The 26,909-nt window shown below is 71.0% G+C and carries 22 protein-coding genes; 8 read left to right on the top strand and 14 right to left on the bottom strand.

The window, feature by feature from the left end:
• The first annotated feature begins 414 nt into the window (after positions 1-414).
• Complete coding sequence (locus tag ACFW3L_RS04975; protein ID WP_378736490.1) at positions 415-1,116, top strand: class I SAM-dependent DNA methyltransferase; 702 nt, start codon at positions 415-417, stop codon at positions 1,114-1,116.
• Between the two features lie 12 nt (positions 1,117-1,128).
• Here the strand turns inward: ACFW3L_RS04975 and ACFW3L_RS04970 are convergent, their stop codons facing one another.
• Both ACFW3L_RS04970 and ACFW3L_RS04965 read right to left on the bottom strand, forming a co-directional pair.
• On the bottom strand, positions 1,129-1,953 hold the full coding sequence (locus ACFW3L_RS04970) for a phosphotransferase enzyme family protein (protein ID WP_378736488.1): 825 nt from the start codon (positions 1,951-1,953) through the stop codon (positions 1,129-1,131).
• Between the two features lie 57 nt (positions 1,954-2,010).
• Positions 2,011-3,288 (bottom strand): MFS transporter, encoded by a 1,278-nt coding sequence (locus ACFW3L_RS04965; RefSeq protein WP_378736486.1) that lies wholly within the window; start codon positions 3,286-3,288, stop codon positions 2,011-2,013.
• 111 nt (positions 3,289-3,399) lie between these two features.
• Between ACFW3L_RS04965 and ACFW3L_RS04960 the strand changes: the two genes are divergently transcribed.
• Positions 3,400-3,897 carry a GNAT family N-acetyltransferase gene (locus tag ACFW3L_RS04960; protein WP_378736484.1) on the top strand — a complete coding sequence of 166 codons (498 nt, stop codon included), beginning with the start codon at positions 3,400-3,402 and terminating at the stop codon, positions 3,895-3,897.
• An 83-nt stretch (positions 3,898-3,980) separates the two neighbouring features.
• Positions 3,981-4,529, top strand: a complete 549-nt coding sequence (locus ACFW3L_RS04955) for a helix-turn-helix domain-containing protein (protein WP_378736482.1) — start codon at positions 3,981-3,983, stop codon at positions 4,527-4,529.
• Positions 4,530-4,543: 14 nt separating this feature from the next.
• Here the strand turns inward: ACFW3L_RS04955 and ACFW3L_RS04950 are convergent, their stop codons facing one another.
• Positions 4,544-6,793 (bottom strand): DUF6351 family protein, encoded by a 2,250-nt coding sequence (locus ACFW3L_RS04950; RefSeq protein WP_378736480.1) that lies wholly within the window; start codon positions 6,791-6,793, stop codon positions 4,544-4,546.
• A 240-nt stretch (positions 6,794-7,033) separates the two neighbouring features.
• On the bottom strand, positions 7,034-7,594 hold the full coding sequence (locus ACFW3L_RS04945) for a pyridoxamine 5'-phosphate oxidase family protein (RefSeq protein ID WP_378736478.1): 561 nt from the start codon (positions 7,592-7,594) through the stop codon (positions 7,034-7,036).
• A gap of 277 nt (positions 7,595-7,871) precedes the next feature.
• Here ACFW3L_RS04945 and ACFW3L_RS04940 point away from each other — a divergent pair, with 277 nt between their 5' ends.
• The gene (locus tag ACFW3L_RS04940; RefSeq protein WP_378736476.1) at positions 7,872-8,528 is read left to right on the top strand and encodes a response regulator; all 657 of its coding nucleotides are present in this window, start codon (positions 7,872-7,874) and stop codon (positions 8,526-8,528) included.
• Between the two features lie 11 nt (positions 8,529-8,539).
• On the opposite strand, the gene ACFW3L_RS04935 is transcribed toward ACFW3L_RS04940, so the two are convergent.
• From ACFW3L_RS04935 to ACFW3L_RS04910, 6 genes are all read right to left on the bottom strand, one after another.
• Positions 8,540-10,309: a GAF domain-containing sensor histidine kinase gene (locus ACFW3L_RS04935; protein WP_378736474.1), complete on the bottom strand. Its 1,770-nt coding sequence runs from the start codon at positions 10,307-10,309 to the stop codon at positions 8,540-8,542.
• Between the two features lie 193 nt (positions 10,310-10,502).
• Entirely contained in the window at positions 10,503-13,817 is a 3,315-nt protein-coding gene (locus tag ACFW3L_RS04930) for an NACHT domain-containing protein (protein ID WP_378736472.1), read from the bottom strand.
• Between the two features lie 143 nt (positions 13,818-13,960).
• The gene (locus ACFW3L_RS04925; protein WP_378736470.1) at positions 13,961-15,265 is read right to left on the bottom strand and encodes an FG-GAP repeat domain-containing protein; all 1,305 of its coding nucleotides are present in this window, start codon (positions 15,263-15,265) and stop codon (positions 13,961-13,963) included.
• Between the two features lie 384 nt (positions 15,266-15,649).
• Positions 15,650-17,011 (bottom strand): MFS transporter, encoded by a 1,362-nt coding sequence (locus ACFW3L_RS04920; protein ID WP_378736468.1) that lies wholly within the window; start codon positions 17,009-17,011, stop codon positions 15,650-15,652.
• A 310-nt stretch (positions 17,012-17,321) separates the two neighbouring features.
• Complete coding sequence (locus tag ACFW3L_RS04915) at positions 17,322-18,005, bottom strand: nucleoside/nucleotide kinase family protein (protein WP_378736466.1); 684 nt, start codon at positions 18,003-18,005, stop codon at positions 17,322-17,324.
• A gap of 136 nt (positions 18,006-18,141) precedes the next feature.
• A complete protein-coding gene (locus tag ACFW3L_RS04910) occupies positions 18,142-18,678 on the bottom strand; it encodes an NUDIX hydrolase family protein (RefSeq protein WP_378736464.1) in 537 nt (178 codons plus the stop codon).
• A gap of 461 nt (positions 18,679-19,139) precedes the next feature.
• On the opposite strand from ACFW3L_RS04910, the gene ACFW3L_RS04905 reads away from it, so the two are divergent.
• Positions 19,140-19,493, top strand: coding sequence for an STAS domain-containing protein (locus ACFW3L_RS04905; RefSeq protein WP_378736935.1), 354 nt, complete (start codon positions 19,140-19,142; stop codon positions 19,491-19,493).
• Between the two features lie 133 nt (positions 19,494-19,626).
• Here ACFW3L_RS04905 and ACFW3L_RS04900 read toward each other — a convergent pair whose 3' ends face one another.
• Together ACFW3L_RS04900 and ACFW3L_RS04895 are read right to left on the bottom strand one after the other, a co-directional pair.
• Complete coding sequence (locus tag ACFW3L_RS04900; RefSeq protein ID WP_378736461.1) at positions 19,627-21,441, bottom strand: PH domain-containing protein; 1,815 nt, start codon at positions 21,439-21,441, stop codon at positions 19,627-19,629.
• Positions 21,438-21,935: a PH domain-containing protein gene (locus ACFW3L_RS04895; protein ID WP_378736459.1), complete on the bottom strand. Its 498-nt coding sequence runs from the start codon at positions 21,933-21,935 to the stop codon at positions 21,438-21,440. Before ACFW3L_RS04895 ends, ACFW3L_RS04900 begins: the two co-directional genes overlap by 4 nt.
• Before the next feature lie 121 nt (positions 21,936-22,056).
• Here ACFW3L_RS04895 and ACFW3L_RS04890 point away from each other — a divergent pair, with 121 nt between their 5' ends.
• The gene (locus ACFW3L_RS04890) at positions 22,057-22,965 is read left to right on the top strand and encodes an SPFH domain-containing protein (RefSeq protein WP_378736457.1); all 909 of its coding nucleotides are present in this window, start codon (positions 22,057-22,059) and stop codon (positions 22,963-22,965) included.
• Positions 22,966-22,981: 16 nt separating this feature from the next.
• Positions 22,982-23,236 (top strand): hypothetical protein, encoded by a 255-nt coding sequence (locus ACFW3L_RS04885; protein WP_378736455.1) that lies wholly within the window; start codon positions 22,982-22,984, stop codon positions 23,234-23,236.
• A 54-nt stretch (positions 23,237-23,290) separates the two neighbouring features.
• On the opposite strand, the gene ACFW3L_RS04880 is transcribed toward ACFW3L_RS04885, so the two are convergent.
• Positions 23,291-23,950, bottom strand: a complete 660-nt coding sequence (locus ACFW3L_RS04880) for a Uma2 family endonuclease (RefSeq protein ID WP_378736453.1) — start codon at positions 23,948-23,950, stop codon at positions 23,291-23,293.
• Between the two features lie 168 nt (positions 23,951-24,118).
• Positions 24,119-25,783 (bottom strand): FAD-binding dehydrogenase, encoded by a 1,665-nt coding sequence (locus ACFW3L_RS04875; RefSeq protein ID WP_378736451.1) that lies wholly within the window; start codon positions 25,781-25,783, stop codon positions 24,119-24,121.
• A gap of 249 nt (positions 25,784-26,032) precedes the next feature.
• Here ACFW3L_RS04875 and ACFW3L_RS04870 point away from each other — a divergent pair, with 249 nt between their 5' ends.
• A complete protein-coding gene (locus tag ACFW3L_RS04870) occupies positions 26,033-26,899 on the top strand; it encodes a hypothetical protein (protein WP_378736449.1) in 867 nt (288 codons plus the stop codon).
• The last annotated feature ends 10 nt before the right edge of the window (positions 26,900-26,909 follow it).

The following is a 26,909-nucleotide window of genomic DNA, read 5'->3' as shown; positions in this document are numbered from 1 at the left end:
CCGTCCGAAAGGGAAGGACGTCGGCAGGGCCTGGACCGGTACGCGGCGGATCGACACTCGTCCCGTCCGGGGCACGGCGCGCGGAGCGACGTGACCCGACACGGGCATGACTCTCCTGGCACCGCCGACGTCGCCCCGGGGAAAACGGGGGCGGAAACGGCGGTGCGCTCGGAGGGGTTCGGCTACCGGTCCAGTGGTACGGACCGGTGACGGGTGTGGGAGGGAGCGACCACGGACCAGGCGTGCTGGCCGCGAACGATCGCGCAGAAGGCTGACATGGACAGCACGTTAGGTGAGGGGGCCACAGTCCGGCAACGGGTTTTCCGGCCCGCCCGGACCGTCTGCCCCACGGCGGGCCGGGGCCGCCGAAAACACGCTCGCACGAACCACGACGGTCGCGCCATACTCGGCCCCATGCCTGACTTCTCCGACTTCGACACGCGTCACTACCGCACGGTCGACGTGGCCACCGGCTACGACGGCTGGTCCAGCACCTACGAGGACTCGGTGCTCGACGCCATGGACCTCGCCCTCCTCGACGGACTCACCGCACCCGACTGGTCCCGGGTCCGCCGCGCCGCCGACCTCGGCTGCGGCACCGGACGCACGGGATCATGGCTGCGTGGCAGGGGCGTGGAGCACGTGGACGGGGTGGACCTCAGCGCCGGGATGCTCTCCCTCGCCGAGGAGCGGGGCGCCCACGACACCCTCACCCGGGGCGACGTCCGTGCGACCGGACTGCCGGGCCACACCTACGACCTGGTTATCGCCTCGCTCATCGACGAGCACCTGCCCGACCTCACGCCGTTCTACGCCGAGGCGTGGCGGCTGACCCGGCCGGGAGGCCGCTGTGTGCTGGTCGCCTACCACCCGCAGTTCATCATGGCCTCCGGTATGCCCACGCACTTCACCGACTCCTCGGGGGAGGAGGTCGCCATCACCACCCACGTGCACCTGCTCGGTGACCACGTGAGCGCGGCCCTGGCCAGCGGCTGGCGCCTGGAGGAGCTGAACGAGGCGGTCGTGGACGACGGCTGGGTGGCGGCCAAGCCCAAGTGGGAACGGTACCGGGGGTACCCGATCTCGGCCGCCCTCGTGTGGGCCCGGCCCGACTGACCGGACGGGGGATCACGGCTCGGTCAGCACCTCGATCCAGCGCTCCTGGTGTCGCGCGACGTACTCCGAGGCCGGGCCCCAGTGGTCGGCGTGCCCCTCGGCGTGCAGACGCGCCCACGGCATCCTGCCGGTCCGTGCGCCCTCCTCCAGGACGTCGAACATCCCGCGCACCCGACGCAGCGCCGCTCCGGGAAGGGCCCGGCGCTGTTCGGCGTCGCAGCCGTAGCCGTCGGCCAGCGCCCGCAGCCTCCGGCCGTCGGCCTCGGGGTCGCCGCCCTCGTGCAGGGGGACGAACCCGTGCGCGGCGTAGCCGAGGTCGCCCATCCGACTGGCCGGACCGGCACCGTCCCAGTCGATGAGGCACCAGGACTCGGACCGCCGCCCGCCCCCGGCGAACGCCTCCTGTGTCCCCTCCCGATCACGGACCAGGTTCCAGGGGGCGAGGTCGTTGTGGCAGATCACCTCGGGTTCCTCGGGCGGGAAGAGGCGTTCCCATCCGGCCTCCTCCGGAGGCCGGAAACCGGCGGTGAGGTCGTGCAGCCGCCGGGCCATCGCGCCCAGTTCGCGGAGCTCCTCGGTGGTCATGGGCGGCATCCGGTCGGCCGGGACGCCGGGGACGTACGCCAGGCACTGGTGGCCCTCGGGGCGTTCGCCGTAGGTGACCGGGGCGCCGGTGTAGCCGCGTCGACGGAGGTGTTCCAGCAGGGAGGTCACCGCCGGGGAGGAGGGCAGCCAGGGCTTGCGCACGGTGCCGCCGATCCGCAGGACCCGGTCGGAGACGTTGCCGCCCTCCAGGACCTCGACGTCGTCCTCCGGGCCTGGGTGGTCGTGTGTCACGCGGCCATCCTCACGGAGGGGACCGGGCGGCGTCCACCGGAATTCCCGGCCGGTTCCTCAGTCCCTCCGCCGCGGACGGTCCGTCAGGTCCGCCTCGTGCATCCGCCCGAGGGGGACCAGCAGGGTCAGCATGAGCACCCCCATGCCGAGGAACACCGCCCGGACCCCGAGGAACTCCGCGAGCAGCCCGCCCGCCAGCCCGCCCAGGGGCATGGTGCCCCAGGCCAGCAGGCGGTAGACGCTGTTGACGCGACCCATCAGGTCGGCCGGGGTCACACGCTGACGCAGCGACACGGTGATGACGTTCCACACCGTGATCCCGACGCCGCCGAGGCAGAATCCGGCTCCCACCAGCCAGACGTCGGGCGTCAGGCCGGGGACCAGCAGGAACAGCGCGAACAGGGGGACGCACAGCCGCAGGGCGAGGGCCCGGCCGAGCACCCGCTCGCACCACTCGGCCACGAACGACCCCAACAGGCTCCCCGCGGCCAGGGCCGTCAGGAGCGCGCCGTAGGCGGGTTCGGACAACCCCATCGGGGAGTCCGGGCCCACCGCGTACAGCACGATGACCGCGAAGCAGGCGCTGGTGGCGAAGTTGGAGACCCCGACCATCACGGCGAACGAACGCAGGAGACGGTGGGACCACAGGAAGCGCAGTCCCTGGCCGATGTCGGCGCGCACGCTGGTGGGCGGTCCCGTGCGTTCGACCCGGAACCCTCCGCGTACCAGGAGCAGGACGCCCAGGGCGGCCACCCACAGCGCGGCCGGGGTCACGAACGCCAGGGCCACACTCGCTCCCACCAGGGCGCCGCCCAGGGGCGGGCCGACGAACTGCTGGGAGGTGAACTCCACCGCGTACAGCCGCCCGTTGGCCCGGGAGAGCCGGTCACGGTGGACCATCTGCGGCAGGATCGACTGCGCGGAGGTGTCGTACAGGGTCTCGGCCGTGCCGATCAGGAACGCGGCCGCGTACAGCAGCCAGATCGATCCCACGTCCAGTGCCAGCCCCACGGCCAGCAGGAGGACGAGGGCACCGCGTACGGCGTTGGCGCCGACCATGGCCCGCCGCCGGTCCATGCGGTCGGCCAGGGCACCGGCGGGCAGGGCGCACAGGAGCCAGGGCAGGCCCAGGGCCACGGTGACGCCCGCGACGAGGACGGGGGAATCGGTGAAGCGCAGGGCCGCCAGGGGCAGGGCGACCTTCAGGACACCGTCCGCCAGGTTCGAGAGTCCGGACGAGGTCCACACCCTCCAGAACCCTCCGCCCAGCGAGCGGGTCACGGGTGAGGTCTCGGTCAGGGGATCAGGGGGCGTGTGCCCTTGGGGGTCGGACATACGTCGAGACTGACAGATCGATTGAGAAAACTCAATCGATTGGGGTTGCTCAATCAGTGCCGCGTTCCGCGTTCAGCCCCCATGTCGGTGGCCGGGTGTACGGTGCCCAGCATGAACGCTCTCCGCCTCGAACCGTGGTCCGAGTCAGCCCTGGAGGTTCTGCGCCGCCAGAACACCCCCGAGATGACCGGGCACCTCGGGGGACCCGAGACCGAACAGGCGGTCGTCGACCGGCACCAGCGCTACCTGAGCCTCAGCGGCGGTGAGATGCTGATCGTCCGGCTCGGCACGGTGGCGATCGGTTCGGTCGGGTACTGGGAACGAGAGTGGCGGGGGCAGCAGGTCCACGAGACCGGGTACGCGATCCTTCCGGAGTTCGGCGGTCACGGGTACGCGGCGGTCGCCCTGCGGTTGGCCGCCGGTCGGGCTGCGGTGCGGGGCACCCGGCGTCACCTGCACGCGTTTCCCCACGTGGATCACGCGGTGTCCAACGCGGTCTGCCGCCGGGCCGGGTTCGAGCTGGTCGGCGAGGTGTCCTTCGAGTACCCCCCGGGCACCTGGCTGCCGTCCAACGACTGGCGCCTCGACCTGAGAACCCTCGACGCCTGAGCGCCCGATCCGTCCGCTGGTCGACCGCTCGCCGACCAGGCGGAGGTTCCGCCGGTCCGCGGAACTGGCCCTAGGCTGCACCCATGGCAGAACCGGACCCCGAACAGCCCGCCCCGCGCCAGCGGCGCCCGGCCACCGCCCGGGAGGCCAAGGCCCTCGGCCACCCGTTGCGCCTGCGCATCCTGCGCCTGTGCCTGAGCAGGGACCGCACCAACCGGGAGCTCGCGGACCGGCTCGACACCAACCCCGGCACCGTGCTGCACCACGTCCGCGCCCTGGTGGACGTGGGATTCCTCGTCGCCGGACCGGTGCGCAAGGGCGCGGCCGGAGCGCTGGAGAAGCCCTACCGCGCCACCGGGGAGACCTGGTGGCTGGACGACCCGCTCCGTGGCACCCCCACGGAGGAACACTCCTCACCGCTCGCCGCGTTCACCACCGAACTCGACGAGGCCGACCCCGACTCCGTCCAACTCGTGGGGCGCTTCGCCCTGCACCTGAACGAGGAGGAGGTCGCCGAGTTCAACCGGCGGCTCCTCGCCGTCATCGACGAGTACGTCACCACCGACCACCAGCGCCGAGACCGTCCCCTGCGCGGCGGAGCGCTCATCCTGCACGACATCCCCGAGGACTGACGCGGGTCCTCGGCTCAGAAGGACTGCCACGGACCCTGCGGGGGCCGCTGGCCCTCGCCCGGCTCCGACCAGTCGCACACCCCGTCCGCGAACACCTCCCGGGCCCGTTCGGCCTGGTCCTCGTCGAACTCCGCCGGGTGTGCCACCTCGTCGAAATCGGTGAGGCGGCACTTGACGACGTCGGAGGAGAGCGGGCCGCCCGCCACGATCCTCGGTGAGCCGTACGTGGGGAAGGCGTCGGCGCAGCGGTCGCCCCCGCCCTCCGGCAACGGCAGCTGCGGGGCGACCACGCGCTCGTCCCCGATCCAGCAGGAGTCCGTGAGCCACTCCGGGCGGGACCCGCGCAGGTGCTCGGCGGGTGCCCCCCGGGGATCGTCCCTGGCCAGCTCGGCGGCGGAGGTCACCCACGCGTCGAGTTCGGTCAGCGCGCGTCCGGCCACCGGCTGGTCGGCGGAGAACACGCCGCCCCGGTGCGCCTCCACCAGCATCACGTGGTTGTCGGCGGTGCCGTTGGCGGCGAGCAGGCGTTCGCGGGTGCTGAACGAGTGGTACCGCATGTGGATGTCCCCGTCCGGGGCGTGGTCCTGGTGGGGGCGGTGGTCCACGATCGGGACGTCGGCCAGTCCGCCGCCTCCGTGGAGCAGCCGCCCGCTGTCGTGGGCGGCCCGGATCGCCGTCGGGTCGCCCACGGTGCGTTCGGCCACCACCCCGCCGTCCCGGTCGAACCCGCCGACGTGCTCGTTCAGGTGCAGGAACTGGTCGGCGTCGATGGCCCCGTCGAGCAGAGCGGACAACCCGTACTGCACCCCCACGTTGTCCAGGGGAAGACGGGGCTGCCCGGTCTCGGGGTCGGTGCCGTAGACGTTGCGGGCGTGGGAGAACACGTCGCAGCGGGCGCCGTCCGGGTTGTCCTCGGGATGGTAGCGCTCCTCGGTCGGCAGCGCGGACGGGCACACGCCCCGGGGATCGATCCGGGCGGCGGCGTCGGCCATCGCGCCGATCCCCTCCCAGGTCCCGAACCCGGAGACCGCGCGCTGCTCCTCCCTGGTCAGGGCGTCCGGATGCGCCTCGGCGTAGGTGCGCAGCAGCAGGGCGTCCGACACGGCGGGAACGGTCGCGAATCCGACGTCCGGGTAGCTCTGGGAGACCACGATCCCGTCGAGCAGCCCGGGATAGTTGTCGGAGATCTGGTGGGACTGGTAGGCGCCACCGGAGGAACCCCAGCCCAGCGTGTGGTCGGGGACGCCGAGGGAAAGGATGAACCGCTGCTTGACGGCGCTCATGGTCTCGGCGGCCAACAGGTCGTCACAGTTGTGTCCGAACACGTTCAGGGAGGCTGAGGCCACCGCGTACCCCTGGGAGAGCATCCCGTGGTCCACCACCCCGGCGGTCCGCGCCCCCTGCACGAACCAGCCTCCGGGGCAGCCGCCCCCGAACTTGTACACCAGGCGGCGGTTCCAGCCCTCCGGAGCGGTCCACGGGTCCGGGGCCGGGTCGCGGGGGTCGTGCAGGACGGCCGTCTCGTACACGGAACGGTTGGCGGTTCCGGTCTCCACCCGGACCGTGTACGGCACCTCCTCACCGGTGGAGGTGGTCGTGCGGGCGACGTCGGCGGGCAGGGAACCCCCTTCCGGGAGCGGCGCGAACCGGCCGTCCGTGGTGCGGTACACGTAGCCCACCACGGTCTCCACCGAGCAGTCGTCGTCCGACGGATCGCCCAGGTCACCACCCCAGGCGAGCGTGAACTCCCCGGTCTGGCAGACGAACGGATCCTGGTGCGGCCCGGCGAACACGGGACCGGAGGCCGGGTGGTTGGTGACCACGACCCGGGCCTCGGTGGGGGTGCCGGGAGCCGGGGCCGCCCCCTCGGTCAGTGTGGCCACCAGGGCGGAACCCCCCTCGGGCAGGTCCGTGACCAGCCCCTCCAACACGTGTCCGCCCTCGGGGAGGAGTACGGGGCGCAGCGCGTCCGTGACGTCCGCGCCGTCCGCCGCCAGGCGCACCTCGTGCGGTTCGACCGTGGGCGGCGGTTCCACACGCACCAGCGCCGTCCCGCCCGTGACCGTGTCGGGCCGGGAGGACAGCACCCGGACCCGAAGCGCGTCGGGATCGCCGTCCGTGGGCGACACGACCGGTGCGGCGGACGTGGGCAGCGTCAGTGCGGCGGCGTGGTGGAGCAGCAGCGGTGTTCCGGAGACGGTGAAGAGGACGGCGGTGGCGGCCGCGCCCGCGCCCAGGGCCACCCGGCCCCACAGGGGCCTCAACGTCCGGCCCCCGCACGGGTGGACGTGTTCCTCCCCGTGCCGGAGCCCGGACCGAGATGGCAGTGGTGGCCGCTGTCGCACGAGGAGATCGTCCCCGTGCGGCACGGGTCGGGGTCAGGGACACACCGGCGGTGAGACGGGCTTTGCGCTCCCATGTCGCCACCGATACCCCGATCGGTGGCGAAACACACCAAAGGCCCGGGACCCGGGCGGTCGTTTCCCGGGTCCGGTGTGCCGTCCTCAGGTGTGGTGGACGTCCCGCCCGGTCACCCGGCCCGGCGTGATCCTCAGGATCTGGTCGCGCGGCCCCTCCGCCCAGGGCTGGGGGAGCCGCCCCTGGGGGATGCGCTCCAGTTCGGCCTGGTCACGCACCCAGCGGCAACGTCCGGAGGCCAGGACACTCCACCCCTCACGCCGCTCCTCGTCGAAGTGGTCGATCTGGAAGGCCGCGTGCCCCCGTGCGTGACGCATGATGGTCCCCGCCAGCGTGGACCGGAAGACGATCGTGTCGTTCACCATCGCGTAGTTGACCGGCAGCACCGTCGGTGCGGCGTCCCCCTCGATGGTGAACGCGACCCTCCCGATGTCGTGCGAGGCCAGGAGGTTGAAGCAGGTCTGGCGCGCCAGGATGGTGAACGCCGAGTGCTCGTCGTCGGCCAGGTCGGCCCCGGTCGTCATCTGGTCGCTCTCGGGGAGCCGGTTCGTGCCCTCCTCGGCGCTGCGCTGCTCTGGGGGCGAGGCCGGTCCCGTCACCCAGCTCCGGTCCCGTGCGGACGCGTCCGTACCGCCTGATCCAGTCATCACGAACCCCCGAAGTACCGTGCCCTCGATGTCATCCCTCCGCCATCATCGCTGGTCGTGCTCCCGAGGGCGGAGGGGCACGAGCCCCCTGTCCGACGGCGAAGGTCCCCACCTGCGGACTACCCGCCAGGACACTCGCCCCAAACGAAAAAGGACGTTTGACTCGTATGCCGCCAATCAGAACTGTCTAGGGTGGGAAACGCACCGTGTCCCCCACACGACCCGAGGCGGCCGCGCCGCCCCGGTCACCGCACCAGCGCTGAGGAGAACCGCCCCGATGGCCGGCGACGCAACGATCCGGGTTTTCCTGGTGGACGACCACGAGATCGTCCGACGAGGGGTCGGAGCACTCCTGGACGACGAGGACGGCATCGAGGTGGTCGGAGAGGCCGGAACCGCCGCACGGGCCCTGGCCCGGGTCCCCGTCCTCGAACCCGACGTGGTCGTGCTCGACGTCCGCCTTCCCGACGGCGACGGCGTCACCGTCTGCCGGGACCTCCGCTCGGCGCTCCCCGACACCCGCGTGCTCATGCTCACCTCCTACTCCGACGACGACGCCCTCTACGGCGCCGTCATGGCGGGAGCCTCCGGCTACATCCTCAAGCAGATCCACGGCACCGACCTGGTCGGCGCCGTCCGCACGGTGGCCGGGGGACGCTCGCTGCTCGACCCCGAGTCGACCACGCGCATGCTCGAACGGCTCCGCGCGGACGCCGTGCGCGAGGACCCGCTGAGCGATCTCACCGACCAGGAACGGCGCGTCCTGGAACTCATCGGTGAGGGCCTCACCAACCGGGAGATCGGGACCAGGATGTACCTGGCCGAGAAGACCGTGAAGAACTACGTGTCCCGGGTGCTGGCCAAGCTCGGCATGGCCCGCCGCACCCAGGCCGCCGCCTACGCCGTGCGGATGTCGATGAACCAGACCGCCTGACCCGTGCCCGGCTAGACCGTCCGCCTCTCGGCGTCCCGCCGGGCCGGAACCGACCACTCCACCACGGTGCCCTCCTCGGGACCGGAGACCACCGACACCGCTCCCCCCAGCTCCTCGGCGCGCGAGGCGATGTTGCGCAGACCGCTGCGGTGACCCCCCTCTCGGAAACCCCGGCCGTCGTCGGAGACCCGCAACACCAGCGCGCCGTCACCGACCGACACCTGGACGTCCACCGAGGCGGCCCCGGAGTGCCGTGCGGCGTTGGACAGCAACTCGCGCAGCACGGCGACCAGGTGTTCGCCGGTCCCCTCGTCCACCCCGTTGTCCACCGGACCCTGGGTGAGCAGACGCGGCGCGAACCCCAGGGACTCCGTGGCCGAGTTGACCACCGCCAGCACCTGGGAGCGCAGGGACGCGTCGTCACCCGCGGAGCTCTGGAGCGCGAAGATCGTCGACCTGATCTGCCGGATCGTGTCGTCCAGGTCGTCCACGGCGGACTGGACCCGCCCCGCCGACGTGGAGTCGTCGATCCGCCGCACCGTGCCCATCAGGGTGAGGGCGGTGGCGTAGAGCCGCTGGATGACCGTGTCGTGCAGGTCCCGCGCGATCCGGTCCCGGTCCTCCAGCACACTCAGTCGCTCGGAGTCCAGCCGGGCCTCGGCCAGTTCGAGGGCGACCGCCGCCTGGTTCGCGAACGAGGACAGCATGCTCAGCCAGTTGCTCTGGAAGGGCTCCCGGTCCTGGTCGCGGGCGAGCACCAGGACGCCCCGGGCGCCGTCCGGCGGACCGAAGGGCAGCACCAGCACGGGGCCCATCCCCAACCGGCCCAGGAAACCCACCCCGAGGTGTTCGAACTGGGCGACGTCGGTCCGCACCGGCGTCCCGCTCAGGTAGACCCCGCCCAACAGGGTGTCGGCCTCCCGCGGCAGGGTGGCGCCCCGCACCCCGGCGGACAGTGGCGCGCACGGGTCGTCCGGACCGTCCCACACCCGCACGGTGAGGGTCTCGGGTTCCTCCCCGGGCATGGCGATCACGGCGAGGTCGGCGTGGGCCATCACCCGGGCGCGCCGTGCGACCAGCCCCAGCACCTCCTCCGGGGCGGCGCCGGACAGCAGCCGGGTGGTGATCTGCCCGGAGGCGTCCAGCCAGGTCTCCCTGCTCTGGGTCTGCGCGAAGAGCTGCGCGTTCTCGATCGCCGTGCCCGCCGCCGTGGCCAGGGCCCGCAGCAGCAGCTCGTCGTCCCCGGTGAACTCGGCGCCACCGAGCTTGTCGGTCATGTAGAGGTTGCCGAACACCTGGTCGCGGATGCGGATCGGCACCCCGAGGAAGGTGTGCATGGGCGGGTGACCGGCGGGAAACCCGCGCGACTCGGGGTGTTCGCGCACGTTCCGCAACCGCAGGGGTCGGGGTTCCTTGATGAGCAGCCCGAGGATGCCCTCGCCCTTGGGCCAGTGCTCGATCTGGTCGATCTCGTCCGGCCCCAGCCCCACGGGGATGAACTGGCTCATGTCACCGTCCGGCCCGATCACCCCGAGCGCGCCGTACCGTGCCTCCACGAGGCTGGTCGCGGTCTCGGTGATCCGCAACAGGAGGGGTTCGAGCTCCAGGCCCTCACCGATGGAGACGACGGCTTCCAACAGTGTGCGGATGCGCTCCTGGGTCCGCGAGATCTCGGTCATCCGGGACCGGACCTCGTCCAGCAGATCGTCCAGCCGTACCTCGGGCAGTGACAGCCGATCCTGGCCGAGGTGGCGGTGGGGATCGCCGTCTGGGGCGCGCATGGGGGACTCTTTCCGGCAGCTGTCCTGGGTCCGCCACCGAGTCTAGGCGGGAGTTTCCGGCCCCCGTCGCCGCGTGCGCGTCGGTCAGGTGTTCCAGGTCACCAGTGATGACCAGGCAGTTCCCCCAGCTGCACCTCTACGAGGCGCAAGTGCCGAAAGCCCCCTCCAGAGGGGACCTTTCTCCCGAGCACGGTCATGCCGTCCCGGCGCCTCTTCGTGGTCTGAGCAGATAGGGAGCGTCCCGCACCACGCGGGAACCTTCCCCGAGAAGCTCCGCCCCGATCACCGTGGACGAGCGGAACGCGGCGACCTCCACGGTCAGGTCCGTCATCCCCGCCAAGGGGGTCAGATCCACGGGGCCACAGCCGTGCATGCGCAGGGTGCGCAGGTACGGAAGTCGGCGAAGCCACGCAGGTGCCGTGACTGGATCGAGGCTGAAGGTTCCGTGGTTCAGATTTATTTTTCGTAGTGCGGGAAGTTCCCTGAGGGCCTCCGCGAACTCCTCGTCATCGGAGTGGTGAAAATCGACTCTGATCTCTTCGAGGAGGGCCAGTTCCCGCAATATGGAAGCGGGTATGATCTGGGAATCATATCCCGTGAAATGAAGGCTCGTCAGGGAATCTCTCTGACTCAGTAGGCCGCTCGTGTCGCCGAGCTCTTTGTGATTGATCAGCGTGAGTTGGCGTAGGGCGTTCGCAGCAGTTCTCAGGTAACCCACATGGTCTGGATCCTGCTGAAATCGGAGTGTTAGGGAGTACTTCCTGTCTCTGTCGGGGAGGAGGTCATCGAGCGGGTGTACTGGGAGGGAGATGTCGAATCGAAGGTGTTCCAGATCGCGCAGGAAACTCGCCTCCCGAAGGTCGGGAACGGTTTCCGGGTGACTGAGGGAGAGATTCCTGATCCGAGTTCCAAGGAGAGGCTCGATGCTGGAAACGTAGGAAGCGTTGAAGTTGGTGAAGTGCTCCAACTCCTTGAGTCCGTGAAGTGGTCCGAGGTCGATGCGCCACGGGGCACTGGCGGAAACACCGTTGAGGGACACGTTGGTGAGATGAGGCATCTCGGAGAGCGGAGTGATCCCATCGCGGTCCGTCCCCCCAACCATGACGACACGAGCCTGCTGTGCGTAGCGGGGAAGTAAGTGCAGGTCGCGGGCCGACAGGGGAAACGCATAACGATAGGTGTCATGTACCTCCTTCAGCACTGCGTGGGCGAGGTCCGGGGAGGGGGCTCGCTGCCAGGCGTCTCTGGTCGCGAGAAACACGGCCTCGCTGCGGAAGGGCAGACTCCGTTCGATCACCGGAACCGAATCCGGTCCGCCGATCAGTGATGCGGCCTCGATGGTCTTCGCTGCCTGTCTCGCGTTCTTCGGTGGACTTTTCGCGAGCAGGGGCAGTGCGGATTCACCGACCATCCCCAGGGCGTGAACGTGTTCCTTCGTTCTGGGTGGCAGGATGCTGAGGACGCGGTCCTCGATCTCCTCACGCAGTCGCTCGGCCAACTGGGGTGAGGTTTCCAGGCAGGCGAAGGCGACCAACAACAGCCGGTCGTGGTGCTTCTTCACCTGGTCGGCGCGGTCCAGCAGCCCAGTGACCAGTTCTTCCCTCTGCGTCGGGGTGGCGTGCCCGGCGGCCATCACCACCACCTCGTGCCACTGGTCGTCATGGGCCTTGCTGACCAGGAGCGGAAAGCTGTCGTCCTCCACGATCGCCTTCGCGGCCAGGTACTCCTCGAAGGTGCGGTGAAGGAAGCTCACCCGGTCGACGGTCGGGCACTGGAGCAGCCCGCTACGGACGACCAGATGGGTGAAGACCTCCTCCGGTTCCTCCTCGACACGGTGCATGGTCCGCAACACTCTGGAGACCTGGCGCTGTGCGGTCGCTCGCGGAGCGTCCGAACTGCCGTTGATGATCAGCCATTTGGCGAGTTCCTGGAGTAGCAGCACCAGTTCACCTCGGGACAGCTCCACCCCCGCGATCCCGCGCTGGTGATCGCGGTCCTTCAGGAGCATCGCCAGGGCGGCCTCGTACACCTCCATGCGGTCTCTGGGCAGCGATGTGTTGCGATCCCTGTGCAGTGCGCACAGCAGCGCGCACAGCAGGGGCGTCGCGGCGATCGCGCGCAGGTGCCGCTGTCCCAGGACCTTGCGCGTGAGCTCGTTCTCGTAGGTGTTCAGGAGTTCCAGTTCGGTGTCGTCCGCGACCTCGCTGCGCACCGCCCCGTGCCAGTGGTGGATGAAGGAACTGACGTCCTCGTCGGTGAGCGGTTGGAGTTCGGCGCTGACGAACCCGTCCGCCTCCAGCCAGGACTCCTGGGCCGCCCCGGGCCTGGTGGTGACCACGTACCGGCACTCGGGGAAGTCGGTCATGAGCTCCCGCAGCCAGCGCCGGGCCGCCTCTCTCTGTGCCTGGGGGAGTTCGTCCACCCCGTCGACCAGGACGATTCCTCTGCCCTCGGCGAGTACACGGTTCGCCCAGCCCTCCGGGGCCTGGTCCGCCAGGTGGCGGCCGGTGTGCCGGACGAAGTCGGCGGGCTCGGGCAGCTTCTCGCCCACGTACTGGCGGAGCGGAACCATGAAGGGGATCAGCCCGTTCCAGGCGGACATCGCCTCGGGGAAGTCGCCCCGGCAGGCGCGCACCCCCACCCAGCGCATCAGGGTGGTCTTGCCGGTACCGGCCGGTCCGCGCAGGAAGGTGCGTCGGGTGTGGGCCAGAGCCTGTTCCACCCGTAGGTGACCGGTGTGCACGGTGTCGGCCCACAGAACGTCCTGCTCTCGGTCCTCCTGCTCCCAGGACACCCGCAGGCTCAGGTACGCCAGGGTCAGCGGGTACCTCTGGGTCCGCGCGTCCGTGCCGAACAGCTCCAGGACGTCCCACCGCTCGGCGGCCGTCCTGCGGTACGCGGTCACGAAGGCTGCCTCGGCGTCCTCCTCCCGGCCCTTCCCCTTCCGCTCCTCCGCCTCCGGGATGCGGTCCAGCAGTTCGTCCAGCTTGCCCAGCACCAGGCTCTCCCGGCGCAGCAGTTCGCTGAACGCCCCGGCCTGGAAGCGCGGCAGCGTCCTCAGCGTGGCCATCACGTAGGCGCAGGACTCCGGCAGCACCCGGTCGTAGAGGGCGACCGCCTGCCCGCCGAGGTCCCTGGTGGCACCCGGCGCCCCGGCCCGCACGTACCGCTCCAGGTACAGGGGGTCGAGGTCCTGTTCGAACAGGACGCGGTCGGTCAGTCCGGCCCGCTCGAAGGAGTCCGCGACGGCCAGTACCGCCGCTTCGCGCTCGTTCTCGGCCAGCCCCTGGAACTCGTGGTCGAGGTAGCCGACCACCCTGTCGGCGATGCTCTCCTCGATCTCCGCGAACCTGCGCTCCAGCTTGCGCTGGTCGCGTCTTCCGGTGACCCTCTCCTGGACCAGGTCCACCACGGTGGTCGCGGTGTTCTCCGCGATCGGGTTGCCGATCCAGAGGCCACAGGCGGCCTTGACTACCGAGACACCCAGCTTGAGCGCGGCTTCGTACACGTGCGGACTCCGGGGGGTCGGAGGGAAACGGGGGCAGGATCCACACTAGGACGCGAAGGGCCGGTCCGGGCGTTCTCCACAGCCCGAACCGGCCTTCCGTCCGAAGACGGCCTCCCGTGCTCCGCCTGCCTGCTACCTACTGCCTACAGGCTCTCGGTGGTGAACTCCACCGGCTCCGGGTCGAAGCCGTCGGGACCGCCACGGAACAGCGCGTATCCCGCGTCGCCCTCCGGCATGGCCGGGTGCGCGGTGCTCAGCAGCAGGTCGGGGTGACCGTCACCGTCGTAGTCGGCCAGCGAGTGGGGGAGGTGGGCCCCGAGGTCGCCGCGCTCCGGGACCGGGAGTGCGGTCGCCCGCTCGCCGGTCAGCCCGTTGGGGCCACCGAACAGCAGGGTGGCGGCCTCGTAGGAGTGGAACGGGCCGGTCATGGCCACCGCGTCGTCGTAGCCGTCGCCGTCGACGTCACCCACCAGGAGTCCGTTGCCGAACCCGTCCCCGTCCTCGGCGTCGCCGGGAACGCCCTCGCTGTCGAGGGTGAGACGGGACGGTTCGGCGTCCAGGAAGCCGTCCCCGCCCGCGTAGGAGTCCACGTACCCCGGGTGCAGTTCGTCCTCGTATCCGGGTTCGTTGTTGGGGATGCCGCTGACCCCGACGAGCAGGTCGGGATGGGCGTCGCCGTCGAAGTCGCCGTTCGCGTACGCGTGGTTCAGCGCGGTGTCACCGAGGACCTCCTGCGCGGGGCCGTCCGGGCCGGAGCGGAGCACCAGGTGGGGCGCGGGGGACTCGTCGCGGTTGCGGACCAGCAGCAGGTCCAGGGCCGCGTCGCCGTCCGCGTCGATGACGTCGAGCTGCGCGTCCCCGGCGTCCTCGGGCAGGGCCACCTCGCCGCTCTCGGCGGGGGAGCCGTCCCGTTCGAAGGGCCCCTGGTGGAAGGCGGCCTCGTACTCGTCGATCGGGCTGCCCTGGAGGTGGTCCAGGACGGTGACGTCGGTGTGGCCGTCGCCGTCGAAGTCACCGACGACCAGGGACACCGCGTACATGTCGCTCGGGTCGTCCTTCTCCAGCCAGGGCAGCGGCACGGCCTCCCCGGCGGGGCCCTCGGGCCCGCCCCACACCACGTAGCCGCTCCCGGCGTCCACGAGCAGGTCGGTGTGGCCGTCGCCGTCGAGGTCACCGGTGCCCAGGACGGTGAGGAGCTCGCCGTCGTCGGGCAGGCCGAGGTCCGCGCGGGTCAGCGTGACGGAGCGGTCGGGGGACAGGCCGTCCGTTCCGCCGAGCAGCACCCCCACGTAGGGCTGGCCGGTCTCCGCGTCTCCGGAGCGTCCGGTGATCGGCACGTCCGGGAACCCGTCGCCGTTGACGTCGTTCGGCGCGGGGGTCGTGCTGCTGGTGTTCTCCACTTCGTCGAGGTCGGTGCTCGGCGCGCCGCAGGCCGTGGCCAGCAGCACGAGCGCCGCACTCAGGGGGACGGTGGTTCGGTGAAGGATGGGGATCTCCCTGGGGTGAGGGGGACGGGAATCCGTCCGGTCGTGGGCAGTACGGACCTCGGACCGTTCACCGGTTCAGGGGCGTGGTCCCGGGGCGCTCCGGGGCCGTTCTGGTACACCCTTCCGTGTACTCGTCGGTCGATAAGTTCCCCGTGAAGACCGCGCGTGTGCGTCGGACGGCCGTCGTTAGGCCGCCGTAGGGGCCTGCCCGGACCCCCGGGGCCGCCTGCCTCCCCTCACGCGATCGGCGCCGCGAACCGGTACGGACGACGGAAGGGCCGGGGCGGCGTGTGCCGTCCCGGCCCTTCCCGACGCGGGGGAGAGGCCCCCGCCCACTGCTGCCCGCTACTTGGTCACCTTGGTGGAGATGCTGTCCAGGTCGTCGTGACTGGTCTCGCGGCTGACGATCAGCGCGCCCAGGGTGATGGTGCCGACCAGGACCAGGTAGCCGCCGACCCAGGCGAGTCCGAAGGTCCCCGCGAGCCAGGTCGCGATGTAGGGCGCGAACGAGGCGCCCAGCAGGCTGGCGAGGTTGTAGGCGGCCGAGGCGCCGGTGTAGCGCACCTTGGTCGGGAACAGCTCCGGCAGCACCGCCGCCATCGGGCCGAAGGTCAGACCCATCAGGGACAGGCCGATGATCAGGAAGGCCATCACCCCGACGGTCCCGCCGCTGCCCATGAGCGGACCCATGGCGAAGCCGAACGCGATGATCGTGCACGTGACCGTGATCAGGACGGGCCTGCGGCCGAACCGGTCCGCGAGCAGTCCGGAGATCGGTGTGAACAGCGCGAAGAACAGGACACCGATGAGCAGGAAGACCAGGAAGTCGGTGCGTTCGTAGCCCAGTCCGGTCTCCGCGTCCGTGCCGAAGCCCAGGGAGAAGACCGTCATGAGGTAGAAGAGCACGTAGGTCGCCAGCATGATGAGCGTGCCGATGACCACGGCTGGCCAGTTGTGGCGGAAGACCTCGACGATGGGGGTCTTGACGCGTTCCCCGGAGGCGATGACCTTGGCGAAGGCGGGCGTCTCGTGGAGGGTGAGCCGCACCCACAGGCCGACGATGATCAGCACGGTGGAGAGCAGGAACGGGATGCGCCAGCCGAAGGCGAGGAAGTCCTCGTCCGACATGGCCTGGCTCAGGATGAGGAAGACGCCGTTGGCCAGGAAGAAGCCGATCGGCGCGCCCAGCTGCGGGAACGTGCCGTAGAAGCCGCGCTTGCCGGGGGGTGCGTTCTCGGTGGCCAGCAGCGCCGCACCGCCCCACTCGCCGCCCAGGCCCAGGCCCTGGCCGAACCGGCACAGCGCCAGAAGCAGCGGCGCGGCCACGCCGATCTGCGCGTAGGTCGGCAGCAGGCCGATCGCGATGGTCGCGATACCCATGGTCAACAGGGAGGCCACCAGGGTCGCCTTGCGGCCGATCCGGTCCCCGAAGTGGCCGAACAGCCAGGATCCGATCGGGCGGGCCACGAAGGCGATGGCGAAGGTCGCCAGCGACTGGAGGCGCGCCGCCATCAGGTCGCCCTCGGGGAAGAACAGGTAGGGGAAGACCAGGACCGCGGCGGTCGCGTAGATGTAGAAGTCGTAGAACTCGATGGACGTGCCCACAAGGCTCGCCGTGAGGACCTTCCGCTTCGGGTTGGTCGGTGGCGCCGCCGTCTCGGCTTGTGGCCGTTCCGGCGCCGGGTTGTCTTCGGCGACGTCCTTCATGAGGAGTTTCTTTCCAGGTCAGTGCGGGTCGATGGAGGGATGTTAGCCGCGGTGGACGCCATATGGAACTTTTGTCTCAACATGTGGACGCCGGGGGCGAGGGTCGACGTTCCGCCACACGAGCGGACATATCTGGATCAACCGCCCTGACGGCCCTCCCGTCCTCCCGGTGATCCACCTCACCGGCCGGGGTGCTCGGTCGGGGGCGGAGGGGGCCGGGCGCGGACCGTCCCCAGGGCCCTCGGTGCTCGCGCTCGGGTCCCGCCTCCGGGCGGCGAGGTCCTCCCAGGGGACCGGCTCGCGGGAGGGGTCAGCGCGCGGAGTAGCGGTCCCGCGACCCCAGCCTCGGGACACCGCTCACCCGCACGACCCGGGTGCAGTGGTCCCGCAGGGTCTTCACGAGTTCCCCGTTGGGCCGGTCGCTGCGCTCGACCCACTCCTGGGCGGCGCTCACGCTCGCGCCGCCGGCCATCTGGCGGCGGCGCAGACGTCGCTCGCGGACCCGGTCCTCGGCCTCCACGTACCAGAGCTCCGCGAACAGCCCGCGCACCCCGGCCCACGGTTCCTCGTCGCTGGCGAGGTAGTTGCCCTCGGTCACGACCAGCCGCGTGCGGGGCCCGATCACGTGCTGGGCGGCGATGGGCTCGTGCAGCCTGCGGTCGTAGTCGGGGACGTACACCGGGTTGTCGGTCTCGGCCAGGAGTCGACGCACCATCGCCAGGTAGCCGAACGCGTCGAAGGTGTCCGGCGCCCCCTTCCGGTCTCGGCGGCCGATTCGGTCCAGCTGGGCGTTGGACAGGTGGAAGCCGTCCATGGGCAGGTACCCGGCGGTGCCCGCCCCCGCCTGCTCGTCGACCGCGTGCACCAGGTAGCGCGCCAGGGTGGACTTGCCCGCGGCGGGGGCGCCGGTCAGTCCGAGGATCACACGTGGGGGACCCACGGGTGGGTCCTCGGGGACGAGGGCGAGCACGTCGGTGACGAGGGAAGCGAGCATGGCCTCCAGCCTAGACCCACTCGCCGTAGGAGATTCGGAGTCGCCTCGCACGTGAAGGGGGATCCCGGACCCCGGGCCCGTGAGGGACCGGGGTCCGGGGCCCGCGCTCAGGCCCGCGTTGCGGTGGCGGGGACCGTCACGGCGCGTGCCCGACGTGGGCGAGTGCCTGGCGTACCAGGACGCCCTGGCCGCCCGGCATCTCCTCCCGCACCTGCGGGCTGGTGGCCTCCTCGGGGGTGAACCACACCAGGTCGAGGGCGTCCTGGCGGGGCTGGCAGTCACCGCTCACCGGTACCACGTAGGCCATGGCCACCGCGTGCTGGCGGGGGTCGTGGAACGGAGTGACACCGGGCGTGGGGAAGTACTCCGCGACGGTGAACGGCTGCGGTGAACTGGGGATGCGCGGCAGGGCGACCGGCCCCAGATCCTTCTCCAGATGGCGCAGGAGCGCGTCCCGCACCCGCTCGTGGTAGAGAACCCGCCCGGAGACCACCGAACGGTTGAAGCTGCCGTCGGGGTCGGCGCGCATCAGTAGTCCCACGTGGGTCACCGACCCGGACTCGTCCACCCGAACGGGCACCGCCTGGACGTAGAGCACGGGCATGCTGGCGCGGACGCTCTCCAGCTCCTCGGAGGAGAACCATCCGGGCTGGGTGTCAGCGGTTTCGGTCATCGGGGTCGCGGTCGCCGCACTGCCCGGGGGCAGCCGCGTGCCGCTCCCTCCCTTCGCTCTCTTCGTGTCCATGAGGGCGGTCGGGGGCCCGTTCCCCAGGGGGAACGGAGCCACCGGCCGACACACGGGTGTCCAAGTACCGCTTTTACCGCACGAAGGCGAGGAAAGCACGGTGCGGGGGCCGGATCGGGAGTGTCCGAGAGAAAGGAATGGGGGTCCTGTGGAACCGGGGCCCGCGCGACGACGCGGTCAAACCCGGGAGTCGGTGACACCGGGGTGACGGTGGGGTCATATCAGCGAGATTCCGGTGGATTTTCTCATGGAAACCCTCCCAGAAGATCCCTGAAGAGGTTACGATCTCGTACGCGGTTGCGTAGTGGAAAGGTTACGTCCGGTGAGAGGTGGCCCGAGTGGCGAAGGATGGCCCGTTCTCGGCCCAGGAACGTTTTCCCTGCACGGGAGTGACGGTGGTGCGCGTCCACGGTGAGGTGGACCTGGCCACCGCCGAACACCTTCGGGAGCGGCTGCTCCAGGCCGCGGAGGCCTCACGGTGCGACTGTCTGGTCGTGGACATGTCCGGCCTCGGCTTCTTCGACGCCAGTGGAGTGCGCGCCCTGGTCGCCGTCTACCAGGTCCTGACCGGGCAGGGCAGACACGTGGTCCTGGCCGAACCCGCGCCCATCGCCGAACGGGTGCTGGCGGCCCTCGGGATGCGGCGGCTCTTCGAGGTCTACCCCATGGTGGAGATGGCGCTCACCCACACCAGCGGCCTGCGCGTCGACGGCGAACCCATCTTCGACAACCCCGTGCCCTGAACCGCCGAGCACCGGGCGCGACCGTGCCCGGAATCCGGCACGTGAGCGGAGACGACCGTGTCCCGGCGCCCCGGGGAAGTGGGGCACCGGGCCACGGTCCCGTACGGTGGCGGCGGATCCGCGCCGCGTGCCGCTAGGGCAGCACGGAGGTCGCGGCCCCGCGCTCCCGGCCGTCGCCCTCCGTGCGCACCAGGAAGGGCGCCAGAAGATCGGGAACGGCCTCGTCGGCCCAGCCCAGGCCCTGGCCCAGACCCACGTCCAGGGCCGCGTACATCCCCTCGCCGGAGGCGGTGGTCGCCGCCACGTCGGCCAGACCGAGACGACGCTGGAACGGCGACCGCGTGACCCGCCAGCCGATCACCGCGTCCCGCTCCAACGTGACGGTGTCACGGGAGGCCATCCCCTTGCGCACCACCAGGTACTCCGGGTGCAGACCGTGGCCGAGGCCCCGGTACGAACCGACCGCGTACCAGAACGCCACCGCCGCGAACAGCAGCGCCACCGCGAACCAGCCCCAGCCGGGGGTGGCCTCCACGGCCGGGGTCGCCAGCGAGAACGGCAGGAACTGTTCCTCCGCCGTCCGCAGGACGTCCCACCACGCCTCGGTGGCCACCTGGTGGAGCCAGGCGAGTCCGCCGGCCAGGGCCAGCGCCACCAGTGAACACACCGTCGCCCGGGTGAACCGGCGGCGCAGGGCAGCCTTCGGGTGGCGGGCCAGCGGCACGTCCAACGCCGAGGAAGGCCCCTTCATCAGGGCGGCGCCCAGCTCACGCGCCCGTTTCCTTGGCATGGCCGGGGACAGGCGGCTCTTGGCCTCCGACTTCTCCGCGTCACCGGCGGCCAGCCCCGTGGCCACCGCGCGCACGGAGGCACCCCCCACGGTCCTCAGGACGAACGGCTCGTGCAGCACCACGCCGTTGAGGCGTCGGCCCTCCACTGACAGCGAGACACTGGTCAGCAGGCCCCTCCGCAGCCGCACCGTACCGTCGGACTCGCGGACGAGCCGGTAGTCCCACCAGGTCTCCACGGCGATCAGGAGCAGGACCGCCACCCCCGACACCAGCAGCGCCAGCAGCACGCCGGGGACGACCAGCAGCAGTCGCGCCATCACGAAGCTGGACATCGCCTCCGCGCTGGGCAGGTCGGCCCGTTCCGAGATCCACCTCCACCCGTGGCCTCCGCTCTGGGCGTTGATGCCGACCAGCGCGGCGATCACACCGAGACCGATGCCGAAGGTGGCCGAGGTGGCGGGGGCGTAGGCGAACCAGCGCGGGTTCAGCCGGGCCAGTTCCGTCTCCTCCCCGTCCGGAGCCTCCTCCGAGCCGCTCCCGGAGCCCTCGGGGACGCCCGCCGAGCCGGCGCCGGGCGCGGTGCGGCGCAGGAGTTCCCGGCGGAGCCGTTCCCCCTGGTCCGCGGTCACGTACTCCAGCTTGAGCTGGTCGCCGCCGCCGGAACCGGCGGACTCGCCCGTGCCGACGGTCACCGAGCACAGGCCGAAGATCCGGGTGTAGAGGGGAGCGGCCACGTCCACGGTGCGCACGCGCTCACGCGGGATGGAACGGTAGGCCTTGGCGATGACGCCCGAGCGCGTCTCCATACGCTCGGCGGTGACCCGGTAGCGCACGGCGCGCAGCCGCAGCATCTCCAGGTAGGTCAACAGGGCCACGAAGGCCAGGGTGGCCGGGACCGGTACCAGCGCCCACCACGGCAGTCCCACGACGAGCAGGACGACGGTGCCCACGACGGCCGCGGGGACCAGGAACACGGAGACGATGACCGCCGAGGCCCACACGCTGAGCGGGCTCAGGCCCTCCCAGCCGTCCTCGGCGCCCTCCGTGACGGGTGTGGCGCCCTCCACGGGCGGTTGGGCGGGCGCCGGTCCCGGTCCGTCGTGGGCGTGCTCCACGGGAGGGGTCTCCTCGGGGCGGTGGTCGTCATGGGAGGTCATGTCGCGTCCCCCGGAATCGCCTGGGTGCTGTCGGTGAGCTGGTCGGCCACCCGGGTCGCCAGTTCGTGGTCCAGGCCGCTGATCTCGATCGGCCCGGCGGCCGAGGCGGTCGTGACGGTCACGCTCGACAGCCCGAAGGCCCTCTGGAGCGGGCCGCGTGCGGTGTCCACGGTCTGGACGCGGGACATCGGGGCCACCCGCCACTCCTGCCAGATCCACCCGCTGGAGGTGTAGACGGCGGTGTCGGTGACCTCCCAGCGGTGCACCCGGAACCGCCACTGCGGCATGACGATCGTGACCAGCAGCCCGATCCCGCCGACGACCCCGGCGGCGACCAGGAACCAGAAGCGCACCGGCTCCCAGATCAGCGCCGGAACGACCGCGATGACGGTGAGCGTCACCGTCACCGCGAGGGAGCGGGTCGTCCACCACCAGACGGCGCGCCGGTCCACGCGGTGGTGCGGCGGTCGCAGGCGCAGAGCGTCGGTGCTCATCGCGTCCACGTCTCCTCTCAGTCAGGGCCCCGGGGGAGGCCGTCCATTAAAAGTGATATCACAATGCTATGCTCGAGTCATCACACGAGGAACGCACCACGAAGGAAGGGAAGGTCGACGGATGAGCGAGACGTCCAGTGTCGTCAGGCCAGCACCGCAGTACCGGGAACGTGAGGCCTTCGGGTCCGGCGGCATCCCCATGTTCGTCGTCTCGGTCGTGCTGTTCCTCGGCGGAGCCGGGATCGCCGCCCTGCCCCTCCTCGGCCTGCACGGGTCACTGATCGCCGTCGGCGTCGTGATCGCCGCCGTGGGCGTCGTCCTGGCCATCGGCCTGACGATGGTCGCGCCCAACGAGGCCCAGGTCGTCCAGTTCTTCGGCCGTTACGTCGGGACCATCCGCACCGACGGCCTGCGCTGGGTCAACCCGCTGACGGTGCGCAACGCGATCTCCACGCGCATCCGCAACCACGAGACCTCCGTCATGAAGGTCAACGACGCCTCGGGCAGCCCCATCGAGATCGCCGCCGTCGTCGTCTGGCAGGTGGAGGACACCGCGCGCGCCTCCTTCGAGGTGGACGACTTCATCCAGTTCGTCTCCACCCAGACCGAGGCCGCGGTCCGGCACATCGCGGGCAAGTACCCCTACGACTCCTACGGCGAGGACGCCGTCCCCTCACTGCGTGACAGCGCCGACGCCATCACCGAGCAGCTGTCCAAGGAGGTCGCCGAACGGGTCGACGCGGCGGGCGTGAAGATCGTGGAGTCCCGGTTCACCCACCTGGCCTACGCCCCGGAGATCGCCCAGGCCATGCTCCAGCGCCAGCAGGCCAGCGCCATGATCGCCGCCCGCGCCGAGATCGTGGAGGGCGCCGTCACCCTGGTCGACCGCGCTCTGGAACGCCTGTCGGACGAGGACGTCGTGGACCTGGACGAGGAGCGCAAGGCGGCCATGGTCAGCAACCTGCTCGTGGTCCTCTGCTCGGACCGCCCCGCCAGCCCCGTCGTGAACACCGGGACCCTCTACCAGTAGATCCGGGTGAGGTGCCGTGCCCGAGCGCAAGAAGGTGCTGCTGCGGCTCGACCCCGCCGTCCACGACGCGCTCGCGCGCTGGGCCGGGAACGAGCTCCGCAGCACCAACGCCCAGATCGAGTTCCTCCTGCGCCGCGCCTTGGACGAGGCGGGCCGGATGCCCAGGGAGGCCAAGGACATCCCCCGCAGGGGGCGCCCGCGCAAGGGTGCCTCCGACCCCGAGGTCCCCGAGGGTCCGAAGGATCCGGAAACGGGGACGGAGCGGACATGACGGAGCCGGGTGCCCGACGGGCACCCGGCTCCTCTGTTGTCGTGGGGCGGGCGTCTAGGCGTCGTTCTCCGGCTTCTCCGTCTCCTGCTCCGCGCGCGTCTCATCCGCCTCCTTCGGTCCTCCCACGTGTTCCCGCCAGTCTCCGTCCAGGCGCAGCAGCCACTGCGGTGCGATGCGCACGGGGAACGGCAGGTCGGTGTCGAGCACGTCCTTCCCGAAGGCCGCCGCCACCTCCGTGTACTCACCGTCCTTGAGCTGCAACTCGATGATGCTCGGGTCGTCCGGGTCGGGGGTGATCAGCCAGTACGAGGGGATCCCGAAGGCGGCGTACTCGTGCTTCTTGGTGTGGTGGTCCCGCAGGACGCTCTCCGGGGACACCACCTCCACCGCGAGGAGCGGAGGCCGGGTCGTGTACGGCATCTGGAAATCCTCGTTGCGGATCACGGCGACGTCGGGGATGCGGTGCCGTGTCCGCTGTGCGTTGAGGGTGATGCCGGGGCCGTCCATGATCATGAGACCCGTGGGAGCGCAGTTGCTGAGGTGCGCCGTCAGGCGGCCGGTGACCAGTGTGTGAAAGCTGGCGGGGGCGGGGGACACGTCAAGCCTCCCGTCGACCAGCTCGTACCGCCGTCCATCGTCCGGCGTGCGTTGCAGGTCGTCCACAGTGAGCCGTGTCGGTTCCAGGTCCGTGTCGCCGGTAGTCATGACACTCATGATGCCTCCTTGGTCGCATGGAGACCAGCGTGTCGGAACCCTCGGTCACTCAGGGCGGGAATCGCCAGATTCGCGAGTAAGTGACCACATCATTCGCTTCTCCGGTGTGCCCGGAAAGGAACGGAGGGGGTGGGTACGGCTCGCCGCGCCCACCCCCTCCGTTCCGACCTAGCCCAGGGCGGCCGCGGCGGCTCTGCCCGCCGTGCGGCCGGAGAAGAGGCAGCCCCCCAGGAAGGTGCCCTCCAGGGACCGGTAGCCGTGCACGCCGCCGCCGCCGAACCCCGCCACCTCACCGGCCGCGTACACCCCCGGCAGCGGCGTGCCGTCTCCCCGGAGCACGCGGGCGTCCAGGTCGGTGTGCAGGCCGCCGAGGGTCTTGCGGGTGAGGACGTGCAGGCGCACCGCGATCAGCGGTCCGGCCTTGGGATCGAGGATCTGGTGCGGTCTGGCCACGCGGGCGAGCCGGTCCCCGCGGTAGTTGCGGGCGCCGTGGATCGCCATGACCTGGAGGTCCTTGGTGAAGGTGTTGACCATCTCCCGGTCGCGGGCCACCACCTCGCGGGTCACCGTCTCGGCGTCGAGGACGTCGTCGCCCGCGACCTCCCGCATCTTCCGGATCAGCTCGGGCAGCCGGTCCGCGACCACGAAGTCGGCCCCGTTCTGCTTGAAGGCCTCCACCGGGCCCGGGGCTCCGGGGAGCACCCGCTGGAGGACCAGCTTGACGTCCCTGCCGGTCAGGTCGGGGTTCTGCTCGGAGCCCGAGAGCCCGAACTCCTTCTCGATGATCTTCTGCGACAGCACGAACCACGTGTACTCGTGGCCGCTCCGCATGATGTGGTCCAGCGTGCCCAGCGTGTCGAACCCGGGGAAGTACGGGGCGGGCAGCCGTCGGCCGGTCGCGTCCAGCCACAGCGACGACGGTCCGGGCAGGATGCGGATGCCGTGACCCGCCCAGACCGGGTCCCAGTTCTGGATGCCCTCCGTGTAGTGCCACATCCGGTCCCGGTTGATGATCTCGCCGCCCGCCTCCTCGGTGATGCCGAGCATGCGCCCGTCCACGTGGGCGGGCACCCCCGACAGCATGTGCCGGGGCGCGGTGCCCAGCCGCTCCGGCCAGTTCCGGCGCACGAGGTCGTGGTTGGCGCCGATCCCCCCGGCGGTCACGATGACGGCCTGTGCGCCGATCTCGAACTCGCCGACGGAGTCGCGGCTGCTGGCCCGTCCCCGTGCGACGTCGCTGGGGGCCAGCACCGCGCCGCGCACTCCGGTGACGGTTCCGTCGGTCACGACCAGTTCGTCCACCCGGTGACGGAAGCGCAGGGAGACCAGGCCGCGCTCGGCGGCGGCGCGGACCCGGCGCTCGAAGGGCTCGACCACGCCCGGTCCGGTGCCCCAGGTGATGTGGAAACGCGGTACCGAGTTGCCGTGCCCGTCCGCGAGGTAGCCGCCGCGCTCAGCCCAGCCCACCAGCGGGAACACCTTGAGACCCTGCTGGCGCAGCCACGAGTACTTCTCCCCGGCGGCGAAGTCCACGTAGGCCTCGGCCCATCTGCGGGGCCAGGCGTCCTCGGGGCGGTCGAAGGCGGCGGTCCCCATCCAGTCCTGGAGGGCCAGCTCCTTGGAGTCCCGGATGCCCATGCGCCGCTGTTCGGGGGAGTCGACGAAGAACAGTCCGCCGAACGACCAGTGGGCCTGTCCGCCGAGCGACTGCTCGGGCTCCTGGTCGAGCAGGATCACCCGCTTCCCGGCGTCGGCCAGTTCCGCCGTGGCGGCCAGTCCGGCCAGTCCCGCCCCCACGACGACGACGTCGGCCTGGTCGACTCCGGTACTCATACGGTTCTCCTTGGGGGGTCGTCCGTGCCCCCGGGGGGGGCACGGAGTGCGTGATGGTGTCGACTGTGCACCGGCGGGGGTCGTGCGACAAGACGGGTGTGTGTCCGCCGCCACATCCTTTGTCAGGCGGTGACAAATCCAGGTGTGACAAAAGGGGATTGTTCGGACAGAATCTCGCTGTCGCGCACCCGTGGTTCGCTCCCTCGGACCGTCGCGGTTCACCGCGCGACCTCCCGAGAAGGTGCCCCCGTGTACTTCCAGCCCCCGACCCTCGACCCCGGCCCGGTGGCCACCGTCGTGGCCCTCGTGCTGCTCGCCCACTGCGTGGTCTCGCCCCCGCTGGCCCGGTCCCGGGCCGCCGCGCGGTGTCGACGCGGCACGGGGCCGCACACCACCCATCACGCCGAGAGCCTCCGTACCGGGGCCTGGTTCCTCCTCTTCGAACTCCTCCTGGTGATGGCCTTCGTGGGCACCGCCGACGGGGTGTCCGTCGCGGACCTCGGCTGGTCGGCTCCGGCCCCCGGGGACCTCCCCGAACCGGTCCTCGCCCTGGCGGGAACGGTGCTCGTGGGCGGTTTCCTGGCCCACCTCCTGACCCTGGCCCGGTCGAACGGCGCGCTGCTGCGCCGCGTCCACTCCGGGAGGCCCCTGCCCGAGGAGGACTGGTACCGCGTCCTCCGACTCCCCGGCGACCGGCGCGGGTTCAGGGCCCTGGCGGTCGGCCGCGCCCTGGTGGTGCTGTCCGACGTCCTCGTGGTCTACACGGTGCTCCTGCCGACGATGACGCTGGCCTTCGACTCCGTGCCGTTCGTCGTGACGGTCCTGACCCTGCTCCTCGGCTGGCGGCACGTGGGCGGCGGCGGTGAGACGCTCTGGACGCAGACACTGCTGGCCCTGCTCGGCCTGCTCCTCTACACACTGGTCCTGCCCGGGTCCGTGTGGGGGCCCGTGCTGGTCGGGGCGGCCCACTGGGCGGTCGTTCTGGCCACCCAGCGGGCCCTGGTCGGGCTACCGGTGCCCGGCCGGGCCCGCCCCCTGCCCGAGGTCCGGGTGACCATGCTGGACGCCGACGGGAAGCCGGTCGAGCGCCCCGGAGGACGAGCGCCCGGCCGCTGACCCCGAGGGC

The sequence above is a fragment of the Nocardiopsis sp. NPDC058789 genome, assembly GCF_042745575.1.
Classification (GTDB): Bacteria; Actinomycetota; Actinomycetes; order Streptosporangiales; family Streptosporangiaceae; genus Nocardiopsis; species Nocardiopsis eucommiae.
The sequence above is the reverse complement of the archived record's forward strand: the minus strand, read 5'-3'. Positions and strand labels throughout refer to the sequence as shown.

Bases quoted from the DNA above. Each gene is read 5' to 3' on its own strand.
- ACFW3L_RS04895 (WP_378736459.1), bottom strand. From the start codon at position 21,935: ATGAGCACCGACGCTCTGCGCCTGCGACCGCCGCACCACCGCGTGGAC.
- ACFW3L_RS04900 (WP_378736461.1), bottom strand. From the start codon at position 21,441: ATGACCTCCCATGACGACCACCGCCCCGAGGAGACCCCTCCCGTGGAG.
- ACFW3L_RS04875 (WP_378736451.1), bottom strand. From the start codon at position 25,783: ATGAGTACCGGAGTCGACCAGGCCGACGTCGTCGTCGTGGGGGCGGGA.
- ACFW3L_RS04935 (WP_378736474.1), bottom strand. From the start codon at position 10,309: ATGCGCGCCCCAGACGGCGATCCCCACCGCCACCTCGGCCAGGATCGG.
- ACFW3L_RS04960 (WP_378736484.1), top strand. From the start codon at position 3,400: ATGAACGCTCTCCGCCTCGAACCGTGGTCCGAGTCAGCCCTGGAGGTT.
- ACFW3L_RS04955 (WP_378736482.1), top strand. From the start codon at position 3,981: ATGGCAGAACCGGACCCCGAACAGCCCGCCCCGCGCCAGCGGCGCCCG.
- ACFW3L_RS04975 (WP_378736490.1), top strand. From the start codon at position 415: ATGCCTGACTTCTCCGACTTCGACACGCGTCACTACCGCACGGTCGAC.
- ACFW3L_RS04945 (WP_378736478.1), bottom strand. From the start codon at position 7,594: ATGACTGGATCAGGCGGTACGGACGCGTCCGCACGGGACCGGAGCTGG.
- ACFW3L_RS04910 (WP_378736464.1), bottom strand. From the start codon at position 18,678: ATGACCGAAACCGCTGACACCCAGCCCGGATGGTTCTCCTCCGAGGAG.
- ACFW3L_RS04965 (WP_378736486.1), bottom strand. From the start codon at position 3,288: ATGTCCGACCCCCAAGGGCACACGCCCCCTGATCCCCTGACCGAGACC.
- ACFW3L_RS04890 (WP_378736457.1), top strand. From the start codon at position 22,057: ATGAGCGAGACGTCCAGTGTCGTCAGGCCAGCACCGCAGTACCGGGAA.
- ACFW3L_RS04940 (WP_378736476.1), top strand. From the start codon at position 7,872: ATGGCCGGCGACGCAACGATCCGGGTTTTCCTGGTGGACGACCACGAG.
- ACFW3L_RS04920 (WP_378736468.1), bottom strand. From the start codon at position 17,011: ATGAAGGACGTCGCCGAAGACAACCCGGCGCCGGAACGGCCACAAGCC.
- ACFW3L_RS04915 (WP_378736466.1), bottom strand. From the start codon at position 18,005: ATGCTCGCTTCCCTCGTCACCGACGTGCTCGCCCTCGTCCCCGAGGAC.
- ACFW3L_RS04880 (WP_378736453.1), bottom strand. From the start codon at position 23,950: ATGAGTGTCATGACTACCGGCGACACGGACCTGGAACCGACACGGCTC.